Source organism: Roseovarius confluentis (assembly GCF_002917925.1).
In the GTDB taxonomy this organism is placed as follows: Bacteria; Pseudomonadota; Alphaproteobacteria; order Rhodobacterales; family Rhodobacteraceae; genus Roseovarius; species Roseovarius confluentis.
Map to the genome: position 1 here is coordinate 92,336 of NZ_PPFE01000001.1, position 14,381 is coordinate 106,716.

The 14,381-nt window shown below is 63.8% G+C and carries 13 protein-coding genes; 7 read left to right on the forward strand and 6 right to left on the reverse strand.

The window, feature by feature from the left end; all coding sequences use genetic code 11:
• The first annotated feature begins 50 nt into the window (after window positions 1–50).
• Both C2I35_RS00435 and aroB read left to right on the forward strand, forming a co-directional pair.
• On the forward strand, window positions 51–632 hold the full coding sequence (locus C2I35_RS00435; RefSeq protein ID WP_103761074.1) for a shikimate kinase: 582 nt from the start codon (window positions 51–53) through the stop codon (window positions 630–632).
• Entirely contained in the window at window positions 629–1,741 is a 1,113-nt protein-coding gene (aroB, locus tag C2I35_RS00440) for a 3-dehydroquinate synthase (RefSeq protein ID WP_103761075.1), read from the forward strand. The genes C2I35_RS00435 and aroB overlap by 4 nt, the downstream gene beginning before the upstream one ends.
• A 49-nt stretch (window positions 1,742–1,790) precedes the next feature.
• On the opposite strand, the gene arsH is transcribed toward aroB, so the two are convergent.
• Genes arsH through C2I35_RS00455 form a run of 3 tightly spaced genes read right to left on the reverse strand, consistent with a single transcriptional unit; the run spans window position 1,791 to window position 3,938 of the window.
• Window positions 1,791–2,516: an arsenical resistance protein ArsH gene (gene arsH, locus C2I35_RS00445; RefSeq protein ID WP_103761076.1), complete on the reverse strand. Its 726-nt coding sequence runs from the start codon at window positions 2,514–2,516 to the stop codon at window positions 1,791–1,793.
• The gene (gene arsB / locus C2I35_RS00450; RefSeq protein WP_103761077.1) at window positions 2,513–3,577 is read right to left on the reverse strand and encodes an ACR3 family arsenite efflux transporter; all 1,065 of its coding nucleotides are present in this window, start codon (window positions 3,575–3,577) and stop codon (window positions 2,513–2,515) included. The genes arsH and arsB overlap by 4 nt, the downstream gene beginning before the upstream one ends.
• A 28-nt stretch (window positions 3,578–3,605) precedes the next feature.
• Window positions 3,606–3,938 carry an ArsR/SmtB family transcription factor gene (locus C2I35_RS00455; protein ID WP_103761078.1) on the reverse strand — a complete coding sequence of 111 codons (333 nt, stop codon included), beginning with the start codon at window positions 3,936–3,938 and terminating at the stop codon, window positions 3,606–3,608.
• 169 nt (window positions 3,939–4,107) lie between these two features.
• On the opposite strand from C2I35_RS00455, the gene C2I35_RS00460 reads away from it, so the two are divergent.
• Window positions 4,108–5,088: a zinc-binding dehydrogenase gene (locus C2I35_RS00460; protein WP_103761079.1), complete on the forward strand. Its 981-nt coding sequence runs from the start codon at window positions 4,108–4,110 to the stop codon at window positions 5,086–5,088.
• Window positions 5,089–5,160: 72 nt separating this feature from the next.
• Here C2I35_RS00460 and tyrS read toward each other — a convergent pair whose 3' ends face one another.
• Complete coding sequence (tyrS, locus tag C2I35_RS00465; RefSeq protein ID WP_103761080.1) at window positions 5,161–6,414, reverse strand: tyrosine--tRNA ligase; 1,254 nt, start codon at window positions 6,412–6,414, stop codon at window positions 5,161–5,163.
• Window positions 6,415–6,477: 63 nt separating this feature from the next.
• Between tyrS and C2I35_RS00470 the strand changes: the two genes are divergently transcribed.
• From C2I35_RS00470 to C2I35_RS00480, 3 genes are all read left to right on the forward strand, one after another.
• Window positions 6,478–7,596, forward strand: coding sequence for an anhydro-N-acetylmuramic acid kinase (locus C2I35_RS00470; RefSeq protein ID WP_103761834.1), 1,119 nt, complete (start codon window positions 6,478–6,480; stop codon window positions 7,594–7,596).
• Entirely contained in the window at window positions 7,593–8,342 is a 750-nt protein-coding gene (locus tag C2I35_RS00475) for a maleate cis-trans isomerase family protein (RefSeq protein WP_103761081.1), read from the forward strand. The genes C2I35_RS00470 and C2I35_RS00475 overlap by 4 nt, the downstream gene beginning before the upstream one ends.
• A gap of 323 nt (window positions 8,343–8,665) precedes the next feature.
• The gene (locus C2I35_RS00480) at window positions 8,666–10,264 is read left to right on the forward strand and encodes an ABC transporter substrate-binding protein (RefSeq protein ID WP_103761082.1); all 1,599 of its coding nucleotides are present in this window, start codon (window positions 8,666–8,668) and stop codon (window positions 10,262–10,264) included.
• An 84-nt stretch (window positions 10,265–10,348) separates the two neighbouring features.
• On the opposite strand, the gene C2I35_RS00485 is transcribed toward C2I35_RS00480, so the two are convergent.
• Complete coding sequence (locus tag C2I35_RS00485; RefSeq protein ID WP_211286089.1) at window positions 10,349–11,740, reverse strand: Nramp family divalent metal transporter; 1,392 nt, start codon at window positions 11,738–11,740, stop codon at window positions 10,349–10,351.
• A gap of 612 nt (window positions 11,741–12,352) precedes the next feature.
• Between C2I35_RS00485 and C2I35_RS00490 the strand changes: the two genes are divergently transcribed.
• Window positions 12,353–13,246, forward strand: a complete 894-nt coding sequence (locus tag C2I35_RS00490) for a YihY/virulence factor BrkB family protein (RefSeq protein ID WP_103761084.1) — start codon at window positions 12,353–12,355, stop codon at window positions 13,244–13,246.
• A gap of 73 nt (window positions 13,247–13,319) precedes the next feature.
• On the opposite strand, the gene C2I35_RS00495 is transcribed toward C2I35_RS00490, so the two are convergent.
• Window positions 13,320–14,381, reverse strand: a complete 1,062-nt coding sequence (locus C2I35_RS00495) for a methyltetrahydrofolate cobalamin methyltransferase (protein ID WP_103761085.1) — start codon at window positions 14,379–14,381, stop codon at window positions 13,320–13,322.

Consider the following 14,381-nt stretch of genomic DNA (forward strand, 5'->3'; position numbering starts at 1 on the left):
TAACTGGCAATTTCATCAAGATCACGTCATTCAGTGGCTGAAAAGAAGAGATTGGCATAGGAGCGCCGAAAGTGGCGGCCTCGGGACATTGGCAGTTGAAGAAAACCGTCGTGCTGGTGGGTATGATGGGCGCCGGAAAAACCGCCGTGGGCAAGGCGTTGGCGGCCATGCTTGATGTTCCTTTGCTCGACTCCGATGTCGAGATCGAGGCCGCGGCGAACATGACGATCGCCGAAATTTTTTCCCGCGACGGCGAGGCGTTTTTCCGTGACCGCGAAACGCAGGTGATCGACCGGCTGCTCGACGGCCATCGTTGCATTCTGTCGGCCGGAGGCGGCGCTTTCCTCTCCGAGCGCAACCGCGATCTTATCGGGGCCAAGGGCGTCTCGGTCTGGCTTCAGGCCGACCTGAAGCTTTTGTGGAATCGCGTAAAGCATAAAGATACCAGGCCTTTGCTGCGCACGGCTGATCCTTACAAGACGTTAAAGGACCTCTATGAGGCGCGGCTGCCGTATTACGAAATGGCCGATCTCGCGGTGCCCGCCCATGCATCCTACACGATCGACCAGATGGCCATCAAGGTGTGCGAGGCGCTTCAACAGCGGCCCGATGTGCTGGAGAAGGTGACATGACAGAACGCGTTCACGTGGGGCTGGGCGACCGGGCCTATGACATCCATATCGGCCCCGGGCTTCTCGGACAGGCCGGGGCGCTGATCGCGCCGCTGCTGCGCCGCCCCCGCGTGGCCATCGTCACGGACGAAACAGTCGGAGCGTTGCATCTCGCCACGCTTCAGGCGGGACTGAAGGCGGGCGGCATCGACAGCACCGCCCTCGCGCTGCCCCCCGGCGAAGGCACCAAGGGCTGGCCGCAGTTCGAGCGTTGTGTCGAATGGCTCCTGTCCGAAAAGGTCGAACGCAGCGACGTGGTCATCGCTTTCGGCGGCGGCGTCATCGGCGATCTGGTGGGCTTCGCCGCGTCTGTCCTGCGCCGCGGGGTGCGGTTCGTGCAGGTACCCACCAGCCTGCTTGCCCAGGTCGACAGTTCCGTGGGAGGCAAAACCGGCATCAACGCGCCCCAGGGCAAGAACCTCATCGGTGCCTTCCATCAGCCCAGCCTCGTTCTGGCGGATACGGATGTACTCGGAACGCTGAAAAGTCGTGATTTCCTGGCCGGTTATGGCGAAGTGGTAAAGTACGGCCTGCTTGGGGACGCCGCCTTCTTCGACTGGCTGGAAACCCACGGTCCCAGTATGGCGCAGGGCGACATGGCTGGCCGGATCGCGGGGGTCAAACGCTCGGTCGAAATGAAGGCCGAGATCGTCATCGAGGATGAAAAGGAACACGGCCGCCGCGCGCTCCTGAACCTTGGTCACACCTTCTGCCACGCGCTCGAGGCCGCCACCGGATACGGCGACCGCCTGCTTCACGGCGAGGGCGTCGCCATCGGCTGTGCGCTGGCGTTCGAGCTCTCAAGCCGTCTGGGCCTGTGTTCGCAGGAAGACCCCAGCCGCGTCCGCGCCCATCTGCGCGACATGAACATGAAGGTGGACCTGTCGGATATTGCAGGAGAATTGCCGGATGCCGACGGCCTTATCGAGCTCATGAGCCAGGACAAGAAGGTGGTCGACGGCAAGCTGCGCTTCATCCTCGCGCGCGGCATCGGAGACGCCTTCGTGGCCGAGGACGTGGACATGGATGTGGTCCACAAAGTCCTGTCCGAGGCACTGGCCGCGCGCTGAGTCCCGCCGCCACCTGCGTAGGGTGGGTGATAACCCACGCGCGACCCATTCACTCTGTCCCGATCGCCTTTGACGTATTCACCCGCTTCGACAATTCCTCAAGCGTCTCGACCCGCTCGGAATACCGATCGGTCAGGTACGCCGCCTGATCGCGCGTCAGCAGCGTGAACTTCACCAACTCCTCCATCACGTCCACCACCCGGTCGTATAGCGGCCCCGGCTTCATCCGGTCGGTCTCGTCGAATTCGTCCCACGCTTTCGGCACGGACGACTGGTTCGGGATCGTCAGCATCCGCATCCACCGGCCCAGGATCCGCATCTGGTTCACCGCATTGAAGCTCTGCGACCCGCCACTCACCTGCGCCACGGCCAGGGTCTTGCCCTGCGTCGGGCGGATGCCGCCGATGGGCGCCAGCGGGATCCAGTCGATCATCGCCTTCATCACGCCGGTCATTGCGCCATGCCGCTCGGGGCTGACCCAGACCATACCTTCCGACCACAGCACCAACTCGCGCAGCTCCGCCACCTTCGGATGGCTCGTCTCGGCATCGTCGGGCAGGGGCAGGCCATGCGGATCGAATGTCCGCGTCTCTGCACCGAGATGGCGCAACACCCGCGCCGCTTCTTCGCTCAACAGCCGCGAAAACGACCGTTCCCGCAAGCTGCCATAGAGCAGCAGGATTTGCGGCGCATGGCGGGCCCGCTCCGCCGGGAACAGGCGGTCCTCGTCTGTGCCCGGCAGGGCGTCCGCGTTCAGGTTGGGTAAATCACTCATCCGCGCACCTCTTGGCGTTGACCGAACCGCGCCCGCGTCCGGTTTGCAAACGCAACCAGCGACAGCATCACCGGCACCTCCACCAGCACACCGACCACAGTGGCCAGCGCCGCACCCGAATTGAGACCAAAGAGGCTGATGGCCACAGCCACCGCCAACTCGAAGAAATTCGAGGTCCCGATCATCGCACAAGGCGCCGCCACCCGGTGCGGCACGCGCATCACGTAGGCCGCGCCATAGGCCAGCGCGAAAATCCCGTAGCTCTGGATCAGGATCGGCACCGCGATCAGCGCGATCACGAAGGGATTCGCCAGGATGATGCTGCCCTGCAACCCGAACAGGATCGCCACAGTCGCGATCAGGCCGATGATCGACCATGGCTTCACCCGTGTCGTGAACGCCTCGATCGCCGCTTTCGAGCCCAGCATCCGCCGCGTCACCAGCCCCGCCACCAGCGGCAGCACCACGTAGAGGACCGTCGCCGTCACCAGTGTCTGCCACGGCACTGTGATGTCGGTCACCCCCAGCAGAACCGCGACGATAGGGGCGAATGCGAAGACCATGATCAGGTCGTTCACCGACACCTGCACCAGTGTGTAGGTCTCGTCGCCCTTCGTCAGTTGCGACCACACGAAGACCATCGCCGTGCAGGGCGCCGCGCCCAGCAGGATCAGCCCGGCAATGTACTGCGCCGCATCCTCCGGCGCGATCCACGGCGCGAAAACGTAATCGAAAAACAGCACCGCCAGCAGCGCCATGGTGAACGGCTTGATCAGCCAGTTGACGATCAGCGTGATCACCAGCCCCTTCGGCTGTTTCGCCACCGCCGGAATGGTGCTCAGGTCCACACCGATCATCATCGGATAGATCATCGCCCAGATCAGCACCGCCACCACGAGGTTGATCCGTGCCACCTCTGCCGCCGCGACGGCCTCCACCAGCCCCGGCGCCATCACGCCAAGCGCGATACCCAGCACGATCGCCAGCGCGATCCAGACGCTCAGGTAGCGTTCGAAAACGCCCAGTCCGCTGTCCTGCGGGGTGTCGGTTCTGTCCGTCATCTCTGCCTATCCTTCGCGTCTGTCCGGGTCAGCATTCCAGCGAAATTTCGTCGATAAGCGACTGGCATCGCGCAGGATTTCCGCCACAGCAATCCTCCATCAAAAACGCCAGCAGCCCACGGAGGCCCCCGATCTCGGCGCGATAGCGCACCGAGCGACCGTCCCGCGTGGCCCGGACCAACCCGGCCTGCGACAGGATCGACAGATGCGCCGACATGGTGTTCTGCCGCACGCCGCAAGTTGCCGCGATTTCGCCCGCCGCCATGCCCTCGGGGCCAGCCCGCATCAACAGGCGAAACACGTCCAGCCGTGTATCCTGTGACAGGGCCTGAAAGGCGGCAAGGGCGCTTGGCTTATCCATATATCGCGAAATATGGATATATAGCGTGGAACGCAAGCGATCTCTGTGTAACATTGAACCGCTGCCGCGACGGCAGCGCGGCGGCGCAGGAACAAAGCACATCGCCACCCGTTTCGCCGGGAATAGGTCCGTTGTCCGGCCACACACCAAATAGGAAAGGTCGATCTTCATGAAAGCCGCGATCCACGATACATTCGGCGACCCCGCCAAGGTCCTCTACACGACCGACACCGACACGCCCGAACCGGGCGAGGGGCAGGTGCGTATCCGGACCCTCCTGTCGCCCATCCACAACCACGACCTCTGGACGGTGCGCGGCACCTACGGCTACAAGCCCGAACTGCCCGGTGCGATCGGCGGCTCCGAGGCGGCGGGCATCGTCGACGCCGTGGGCGAAGGCGTCGATGACAGCCTCAAGGGCCAGCGCGTCGCCGTCGCGGGCGTGCATGGCACATGGGCCGAGTATTTCCTCGCGCCCGCGAACGGCCTCATGCCCTTGCCCGAGCAGATCTCCGACGAGCAGGGCGCGCAGCTTATCGCCATGCCATTCTCGGCCATTTCCCTGCTCGACAGCCTCAAGGCCGAGCAGGGCGACTGGGTCATCCAGACTGCCGCCAACGGGGCTGTGGGCCGCATCATGGCCGTTCTAGCAAAGGAACGCGGCATCAACCTCGTCAACCTCGTGCGCCGGGACGAAGCCGCGCAAGGCCTGCGCGACTCAGGAACCACGAATGTCATTTCCACCTCTGACGACGACTGGACCGATCAAGTCAGTGAAACCATCGGCGACGGCAAGGGCGTCTCGGCCATCGATTCCGTTGGCGGTGAGGTCGCGGCACATCTTGTCGACCTGCTGTCGAGCGACGGCGAAATGATCGTCTTCGGCACAGCAACCGGCGCACCAATGCCGCTTGCCTCTGGTCCGCTCATCATGAAACAGATCACGGTCAAGGGCTTCTGGGGCGCCCGTGTCGGGCCCGAGATGGACCCCGACCGCCGCGAAAGCCTGATGACCGAACTGGTGACACTCGCGGTGCAGGGCAAGCTGCCGCTGGCAGCGGACGGCACGTATTCCCTCGATCAGGTCACCGACGCCGTGACCGCTTCTCTGACCCCCGGTCGTGATGGCAAGGTCATGCTGAAACCCTGACGCCGCCACGCGCTCGTTGTCTTGCAAGCAAAACGCCCCGGAATTTTTCAATAATTCCGGGGCGTCAATGCCTCATTTGGCGATCTTCACCAAAGCGTGCCGCTTCTTGCCCGCCGACAGCTTGATCGGTGACGACAGCGCACCCTGATCCACGATCAACCCCGCATCGGTCAGCGGCTGGTCGTCCATCCGGGCGCCGTTCTCGGCAATCAGGCGCTTGGCCTCCTTGCCCGATCCGGCCAGTCCGGATTTCACGATCAGTTGCACGATGGAAATCCCGTCGCCTACCTCGGCCGGCGACAGTTCCAGCGTCGGCAGATCGTCCCCGACACCGCCTTTCTCGAACACTTCCCGCGCCGTGGCTTGCGCCTTCGCCGCCGCATCGGCCCCGTGCAGCAGGGTCGTCACCTCGTTCGCCAGGATCACCTTGGCCTCGTTGATCTCGGCCCCTGCCAGCGCGCCCAGCCGGTTGCATTCGTCCACCGGCAACTCGGTGTAAAGCTTCAGGAACCGCCCCACATCGGCATCCATCGTGTTCCGCCAGAACTGCCAGAACTCGTAAGGCGACCGCATATCCGCATTCAGCCACACCGCGCCATCCGCCGACTTGCCCATCTTGCGCCCGTCGGCGGTCTCCAGCAGGGGCGAGGTCAGGCCATAGATCTCGTGGTCCAGCACCCGCCGCGTCAGGTCGATCCCGTTGACGATATTGCCCCACTGGTCCGACCCGCCCATCTGCAACAGGCAGCCATAGCGCCGGTTCAGCTCCAGAAAGTCATAGGCCTGAAGGATCATGTAGTTGAACTCGAGAAAGCTCAGCGACTGCTCCCGGTCCAGCCGCGACTTGACGCTCTCGAAAGACAGCATCCGGTTGACCGAGAAATGCCGCCCGATATCGCGCAGGAACTCCAGGTAATTCAGCCCGTCCAGCCATTCGGCATTGTTCAGCATCAGCGCATCCGTGGGCCCGTCGCCATAGGCCAGGTATCGCGCAAAGACCTGCTGCATCCCGTTGATATTGCTCTCGATCTGCTCGGGCCCCAGCAAGGGCCGCTCGTCCGACCGAAAGCTCGGGTCACCCACCTTCGTGGTCCCGCCACCCATCAGCGTGATCGGCTTGTGCCCCGTTTTCTGCAACCAGCGCAGCATCATGATGTTCAGCAGGTGCCCCACATGCAGCGACTGCGCTGTGGCGTCATAACCGATATAGGTCGGCACCACGCCCGCGCTCAGGGCGTCGTCCAGCCCCTGGTAATCGGTGCAGTCGGCCAGAAAGCCGCGCTCGATCATCGTGGCCATGAAATCCGATTTGGCGTGGTAGGTCATATCGCTTGTCCCAGCTGGTTTTGCGCGGCATGTATAGGGATGGTTCAGGCGAAGGAAAAGGCCATGTTGAAGGCCGGTTTGAAGAGCGGCCCGGTCTGGGCGCTCGGGGCGATGTCGGGCACCTCTCTCGACGGGGTCGATGCCGCCATGGTCCAGACCGATGGCGAGGCGATCTTTGCCTTCGGCGACAGCGGCTATCGCGAGTATTCTTCCACGGAAGAAGCCGTTCTGCGCGACGCCCTTGGCAAATGGCCCGACGAGGTGGGGCAGGAGGTCCTGCCGCTCGTCCAACAGGCCCATGTCGACGTGCTGTCGCGCTTTGAAGGCGCGCAGATCGTCGGCTTCCACGGCCAGACCTTGGCGCATGATCCACAGGGGCGCGGAACGCACCAGCTGGGTGATGGTGCGGCGCTGGCCATGCATCTCGACCTCCCGGTGATCTGGGATTTCCGCTCGGCCGATGTGCGCCTTGGTGGCGAGGGCGCGCCGCTCGCCCCGTTCTTCCACTTCGCCTGCGCCAAGTGGATGGGGGCCGAACGCCCGCTCGCGTTCCTAAATCTGGGGGGCGTGGGCAACATCACCTGGATCGACCCCAGCCGCGACCGCCCCGATCAGGACGGCGCGCTGTTGGCCTTTGACACCGGCCCTGCAAATGCCCCCGTCAACGACCTGATGATGCAGCGCAGGGGCGAGCCCTGCGACCGTGACGGCGCATTGGCTCTGCAAGGCACCGTGGCGCAAGGCGCGCTCGAGCTTTTCCTCGACGAGCCGTATTTTCGCAAGATCCCCCCGAAAAGCCTCGACCGCGACGCGTTTTCCGACCTCTACACCCTCGTGCACGAACTCGGTGACGCCGACGCCGCGGCCACCCTCACGGCGATGAGCGCCGCGGCGGTTCTGCAGGCGATGGAGCATTGCCCATCCCCGCCCGAACGCCTGCTGGTCTGCGGCGGCGGGCGCAAGAACCCCGTCATGATGTCCATGCTGCGCGCCGCACTCGACGCCGTGGTGGACCCGGTCGAGGCGGTGGGCCTTGATGGTGATATGCTGGAAGCACAGGCCTTCGGCCATCTTGCCGTGCGCGTGCTACGCGGCCTGCCAACATCCTGCCCCGCGACAACCGGCGTCGCGGCGGCAGTGGCAGGCGGCACTGTCAGTTGGCCGGACGGGAGCACGCGATGAAATACGACCTGGACAACGGTATGGGAACGCGCATCGGTCTCGTGGTCCTGAGCACCGACGAGACGCTGGAAACCGAGGCGCGCAGCATCCTCGCGGGCCGCGACGTGGCCGTGCATCACACCCGCATCTTCTCGGACAACGAGGTCACGGCCGAAAACCTCGTTTCCATGCAGGAACGCATGGCCGCCTCCGCCTCGCTTCTGCCGGACGGGCTCGATGCCGTGGGCTATGGCTGTACCTCCGCCTCGGCGCTGATGGGCCCCGAGCTGGTCGAGGGGCAGGTGCAACTGGCCCATCCCGGCGTCCCCGTCACCAACCCGATCAGCGCGGTCGTCGCCGGTCTCCGCGCGCTCGGGGCGTCGCGCATCGCGATGGTCACGCCATACTCGGCGCAGGTCATCGCCCCCATGCGCAGCTTTCTGGAATCACGCGGCATCGAGGTCGTGCACAACCTCAGCTTCGGCGAAACCGACGACCGTCGCGTCGCGCGCATCACCGAAGGCTCCACCCACGCCGCCGTCACCGAGGCCGCCAAGGCCAAGGGCGTGCAGGCCATCTTCACCTCCTGCACCAACCTACGTACCTTCGGCGTGATCGACCCCCTCGAATCCGAGTTGGGCCTGCCGGTCATCAGCTCCAACCAGGCGCTGCTGTGGCACATTCTGGGCCGCGCCGGGATAGATGCGCGCGGATGGGGCCCGGGGCGGCTCTTCGAGACCGAAGGCGTACGCACCGCGGTCGCCTGACCGCGCCTCGGTGCTCCGGTCCCGGGCCTGTCCCGGGATGGCGTCCGCCGCGTAGGGTGGGTGAAAACCCACCGTACCTCACCGGCTGCCGTCCTTTCATCGACCCTCAATGCGCCCCTGCCATTCGCAGCGCCGCTGGGACGGGCAGGGCGCTGAAAAACCAGTCGCTTGCCAGAGGGAACCCGCGCATCGCGCCAACAACCAAGAGACAGGCCGCGAATAACCGCGCTATGCTTGCGCTGCGGGAGCGGCAAGACATGCGTCGCATCCCGGCAAAAACAAGAAACGGCCACCCAAAAGGCCGGTCCAACAAGGAGAAGAGAATGGATTTCCTCGACAAATTGACGCGCGACCTGCGCACGCGACGGATCTCGCGCCGCCGCTTCATGCAACAGGGGCTGGCCGCCGGCGCGACTGTCTCGGCCCTGTCCCTGACCGCCGACATGGTTCACGCCCAGACCCCACGGAAAGGCGGTCATTTTCGCGTCGCCCGTGGCCACGGCGCGACCACCGACAAGCTCGATCCCGGCGTCATCGAGAACGGCTACACGATTGGCCTCTCCTTGGGTGGCTACCAGGGCTACCTGACCGAAATCGCGCCCGACGGCAGCCTCGCGCCCTCGCTCGCCGAAAGCTGGGAATCCTCGCCCGACGCCAAGACCTGGACGTTCAAGCTGCGCGACGGTCTGGAATTCCACAATGGCCGCACGGTCAAGGCCAGCGACGTCATCGCCTCGATCAACCACCACCGGGGCGAGGGCAACACCTCTGCCGCCGGGCCGCTCGTCGCACCGGTGACCGAGATCACCGCCGATGGCGACCTCGTCGTGGTGGTCGAGCTGGAGAGCGGCAACGCCGACTTCCCTTTCATCATGACCGACTACCACCTGCCGGTGATGCCCGCCAACGATGACGGCACGATGAACTGGCAGGATTACATCGGCTGCGGCTCCTACGTCCTCGACAATTACGATGCCGGCGTCAGCTCGCAGCTTTCCCGCCACGCCAACCACTGGAACGACGACGTGGCCTTCTTCGACACGGTCGAGGTGTTGTCGATCATCGACCAGAACGCCCGCACCTCGGCGCTGGTCTCGGGCGACGTCCATGTCATCGACCGGGTCGATCTCAAGACCGCCGCCCTGCTGGGCCGCCGCGACGGGGTCAATCTCAAGACCACCACCGGCACGCTGCACTATTCGCTGCCGATGCTCTGCGATGTCGATCCCTATACCGACAACAACATCCGGCTCGCCGTGAAATACGCCATCGACCGGCAGGAACTGGTGGACAAGATCCTCTTCGGCTACGGCGAGGTCGGCAACGACCATCCCATCGGCTCGGGCCAGCGCTTCTACAACGACGAGTTGGAACAGCGCACCTATGACCCCGACCGTGCCAAGTTCCACCTCAAGGAGGCGGGCCTCGACTCGCTCCAGATCGAGATCATGGCCTCCGAGGCCGCCTTCGCCGGAGCGGTCGACGCGGCCATCCTGATCCAGAACTCCGCCAAGGGCGCAAACATCGATCTCAACGTCAACCGCCAGCCCAATGACGGCTTCTGGGCCGACCACTGGATGAAATCCCCCTTCATCACCAGTTACTGGAGCGGGCGTCCGGTGGAGGACCAGATGTTTTCGACCACCTACCAGACCGGCGTGTCGTGGAACGAGTCACACTGGTCGAACGAGCGTTTCGACAAGCTTCTGGTCGAGGCCCGCGCGGAACTCGACGAGACCAAGCGCCGCGACATGTATTTCGAAATGCAGAAGATCCTAAACGAAGAGGGCGGCTCGGCCATCCCGATGTTCGCATCCTATGTCTTCGGGGTGGGCGACGACGTCGGCACGCCCGAGACGATTGCTACCAACTGGGATCTCGACGGCGAACGCTACATGGAGCGTTGGTGGCTCACCGCGTGACCTGAAACGAAAGAGCGGTCCGGTCAAAAAACCGCGCCACGGTTTCCCGTGGCGCGGCCTGCGCTTGCAAGGTCCTGTTTGGTGCTACGCCGTGGCCATCATGAACAGGACGTAAACCGAGACAAGGGCAAGCCCCACCGTACCGGTCCACGCCAGCCCCATCATGAAGCGGCCGGGCATATGCTCGCGCTCCTCGGGCGTCTGAAAGCCGTCGGTGACCGCCTTGATCGTCAGCCAGTAGATGACCGGTGAGAAGACCAGTGCGAGGATCGAGGCGACCTGCACCACCAGGATCGGCTTCGGCATGCCGAACATCACGGCAGCGCCGCCGACGACCCACAACACCTGAAAACCGCGGTTGATCAGCTTGCGTGTCGTAGGCTTGTCCCAGCTTGTCTTGAGCCGGACACAGCATTCCTCGAACACCCGGGCCTGACCGTCGAAGTAGGTGAATACGGTCGAAAAGAGCGCCGCGATACCGCCGGCGATGATGATCGGGAAGACCCACGCGCCGAACGTGTCGGTGTAGATGCGTGCGATCGTTACGCCCATTTCACGCCCCGAGGGAACAAGGCCGATCGGGTTCAGCACGACGGCACCGACGATCAGGAACACCATGCCGGTCAGCGCCGCGACGATGTAGGACACATTCATGTCACGGCGATAGAGGATCATCGAGTTCTTCATGTAGTCGGGATGCACGTCGACCTTGTGGCCTTTCTCCCGCATTTCCCGCACGTAGACCATGCCGCTTTTCTTGTCGACGGCCCAGTTGGACTGCATCGCCGAGACCTCGGTCGTGGTCGGGAAGTACCCGAACATCGACCCGAAAAGGATCATGGCACCGGCAGGCGGCAGGCTCGGCAGCAGCCGCGACAGGTATTCACCCGCAGGCGGCGCCTGAAGCGCGAAGGCGACAAAGGACGACAGCGCGAAGACGATGATCGCGACCTTGACGATGCCTTCGAACACCTCGTACTTGCCCAGCCACAGGATGGCGACGCTGATCAGCAGGACGGACATCGACCACATCTCGAGGGGCATGAACGGGAAGGCGGCCCAGAGTAGCGCGCCACACCCCAGCGCCCGCCCAGCGATGCCAAACGTGTTGGCCAGCGACTGGAAGCCAAGATACCAGAACGGCCACTGGCCGACCCGGGCATAGGCGTTCATGATGCTTTCGCCCTTCACCATCGTGTAGCGGTGGGCGAATTCGAAACAGCAGTATTTCAGGATATAGGCCACCGGGATGATCCACAGCAGGGCATAGCCGAACTGCGCGCCGGCCGTGGGCCCGTGCATGATGTGGCTGGCGCCGATACCGGTCATCGCGGCGGCGATGCCGGGGCCTGCGTTCTTCCAGGTGTCTTTCAGCGTCGTTCCCGGCGCATCCAAATAGATTGTCTCGCTCTCCGATGCGTCGGACGCGCCCTTGTCGGCGTCCTTTCCACCCAAGGGTATCGAAATGTCACTCAACTCTTGTCCTCCCAGACATAAAACATGCCCTCGGCAGGAACGGTGCCCGATGGGCCTCGGGCCATCGGATGTCCGCGACATGCGTCGGGCAAACTCTTGTTTTCCAAGGCAGTATGAAACGCTGTGCACTTCCTGGTTCGCGTCATCTTTTGCCCGCCGTGGTAGGCTGGCATCCCACACACCAAATATCAACCAAAATATACCATTGGTTGCGTAGAATGTTCGACCGCCGAAGACAACTGTTCTGAAACGCTTGCGGTTTGAACACAGAAATGCAGGAGTGTTCCACCGGAAACCAACATGATATCAGTGGCTTGGGATCGGTATCAAATACTTCGCAAAGATGTGGGCGAAGCACCGCTCGTTTCGCTTCCGGAGTGTGCTCAGGCCTTGATATCGTGTCACAAGGGGCCCGGCCTTGCGCGCCGAGCACCGGTGCAGGGGACCTTTAGGCGCCGGAATCAGGTCCTGTACCGACGTGTTTCCAATACCCCGCGGGCCCCGACACGGGACCACCCGCGCGGCCTCAGCATTTTTCACGGTCCTCGGCCCGATCTTTTGGCCCGGTCATGCGTTGAGTCCGAAACACCACAGGCTAGGGGACAGGACGCCATGCAGAACGACGCAAGCGAACACATCGCAGAACACCCGGCCCGCATCCCGCGCCGCGGCTGGTGGGACATCGCACTTCGGATCAAGTCCAGCATCGTCGCAGACCACATGTCGGTGGTCTCCGCCGGCGTCGCCTTCTTCGGGCTTCTGGCGATCTTCCCTGCCGCGGTCGCCCTGATCTCCATCGCGGGTGTCCTGCTGGACCCCGGTGATGTCGCCACGCAGCTCAAGGAGATCGTCGCCATCCTGCCCCAGAACGCGGCCGAGATCATCCGCGACCAGGTGCTTCAGGTCACCGGCGGCGACGAAGGCGCCACGGGACTGGCGGCCATCATCGGTCTTTTACTGGCGCTTTACGGCGCGACCAAGGGGATGATGACGCTGATGGAAGGTATGAACATCGCCTATAACGAGGAGGAGTCCCGCGGTTTCGTCGCCCTTTACGCCACCGGCATCGCGCTGACGCTGTTCATCATAGCTGGCCTGTTGGTGTCCCTGGGCGCGATGATCGTCCTGCCGAACATGATCGGCTTTCTCGTCCTGCCGGAGGGGCTGGAAACCGCGATCCTGTGGCTGCAATGGCCGATCCTGGCGTTCTTCGCCATCCTCGGCCTTGCGGTGCTCTATCGGTTCGGCCCGTCCCGTCCGCCCGCCCGCTGGCGCTGGATCAGCCCCGGCGCGGTGGCCGCTACGGCCCTGTGGCTGGTCGGTACGGTCGCCTTTTCCGTCTACACACAGAATTTCGGCAGCTACAACGAGACCTACGGCACCTTGGGCGGTGTCATCATCCTGCTGACATGGCTGTGGCTCTCGGCCTTCATCGTGCTGCTCGGCGCCAAGCTGAACGCCGAGATCGAGACTCAGGCCGACAGCGATACGACCACCCCTAGCTGAGCCGCGTCTCCGCCTCTGAACGCAGGAAAGCCCCGGCCGAAACCGGGGCTTTCCCATTTCACTGTCCTGTTCCTCAGGCCCGGCGACGCCGCCGTCCACCGCGTCCGCCACGTCCGGCCTCTTCCTCGCCGGCTTTCGGCGGGGCCTTGTTGAACTTGATCCACTCGCCGCCATGCGGGTCGTTGTTGGTCAGGAAGTTGGCCGCGCGAATGGCTTCCATTTCCTTGCCGGCACGCGGCTTGGTGCTGCCCAGTTCAAAAAGCTTGCAGAAGGTCTCGTCGTCCATGTCCTCGGGGATGATGATCCCCGCGGCCTCGGCCTCGGCCCGCTTGGCGGCCTTGTCGGCTTCCTTCACGGGCAGGGCGATCGGGTTCATGATCGCGCTGGTCATGCCCGCACCCATCGCCATCGGCAGGAACGCGTTGTTGATGCCATGCCGGTTGGGCAGCCCGAAGCTGATGTTCGATGCGCCGCAGGTGGTGTTCACGCCCAGTTCTTCCCGCAGGCGCCGCACCAGCGTGAAGACCTGCAAACCGGCCGTGCCCATCGCGCCGATCGGCATGACCAGCGGATCGACCACGATGTCATGCGCCGGAATGCCGAAATCGGCGGCCCGTTCCACGATCTTCTTGGCGACGGCAAAGCGCACGTCGGGGTCTTCGGAAATCCCGGTGTCGTCATTCGAGATCGCCACCACCGGAACGTTGTATTTCTTGACCAGCGGCAGAACCAGTTCCAGCCGCTCTTCCTCGCCGGTGACCGAGTTCAGCAGCGGACGGCCCTCGCAGGTCTCAAGCCCCGCTTCCAGCGCGCCGGGCACCGAACTGTCGATGCACAGCGGAACATCGACCAGCCCCTGCACCAGTTCCACGACCTTGCGCATCAGCGGCGGTTCGGTCTGGTTGGGATCGGGGTTCGAGTTGTAGACAACACCCGCGTTGATATCCAGAACCGTCGCGCCGGCCGCGACTTGCGCGATGGCATCGGCCTCCACGGTGGAGAAATCGCCCGCTTCCAGCTCGGCGGCCAGCTTCTTGCGGCCGGTCGGGTTAATCCGCTCACCGATCACGCAGAACGGCTGGTCGAACCCGATGATGGCGGTCTTGGTTTTGCTTTCGACGATGGTACGCGTCAT

Coding starts and splice junctions, on each gene's coding strand:
- arsH (WP_103761076.1), bottom strand. CDS start 2,516: ATGAGTGATTTACCCAACCTGAACGCGGACGCCCTGCCGGGCACAGAC.
- arsB (WP_103761077.1), bottom strand. CDS start 3,577: ATGACGGACAGAACCGACACCCCGCAGGACAGCGGACTGGGCGTTTTC.
- C2I35_RS00455 (WP_103761078.1), bottom strand. CDS start 3,938: ATGGATAAGCCAAGCGCCCTTGCCGCCTTTCAGGCCCTGTCACAGGAT.
- C2I35_RS00480 (WP_103761082.1), top strand. CDS start 8,666: ATGGATTTCCTCGACAAATTGACGCGCGACCTGCGCACGCGACGGATC.
- C2I35_RS00495 (WP_103761085.1), bottom strand. CDS start 14,381: ATGACGCGTACCATCGTCGAAAGCAAAACCAAGACCGCCATCATCGGG.
- aroB (WP_103761075.1), top strand. CDS start 629: ATGACAGAACGCGTTCACGTGGGGCTGGGCGACCGGGCCTATGACATC.
- C2I35_RS00470 (WP_103761834.1), top strand. CDS start 6,478: ATGTTGAAGGCCGGTTTGAAGAGCGGCCCGGTCTGGGCGCTCGGGGCG.
- C2I35_RS00460 (WP_103761079.1), top strand. CDS start 4,108: ATGAAAGCCGCGATCCACGATACATTCGGCGACCCCGCCAAGGTCCTC.
- C2I35_RS00490 (WP_103761084.1), top strand. CDS start 12,353: ATGCAGAACGACGCAAGCGAACACATCGCAGAACACCCGGCCCGCATC.
- C2I35_RS00475 (WP_103761081.1), top strand. CDS start 7,593: ATGAAATACGACCTGGACAACGGTATGGGAACGCGCATCGGTCTCGTG.
- tyrS (WP_103761080.1), bottom strand. CDS start 6,414: ATGACCTACCACGCCAAATCGGATTTCATGGCCACGATGATCGAGCGC.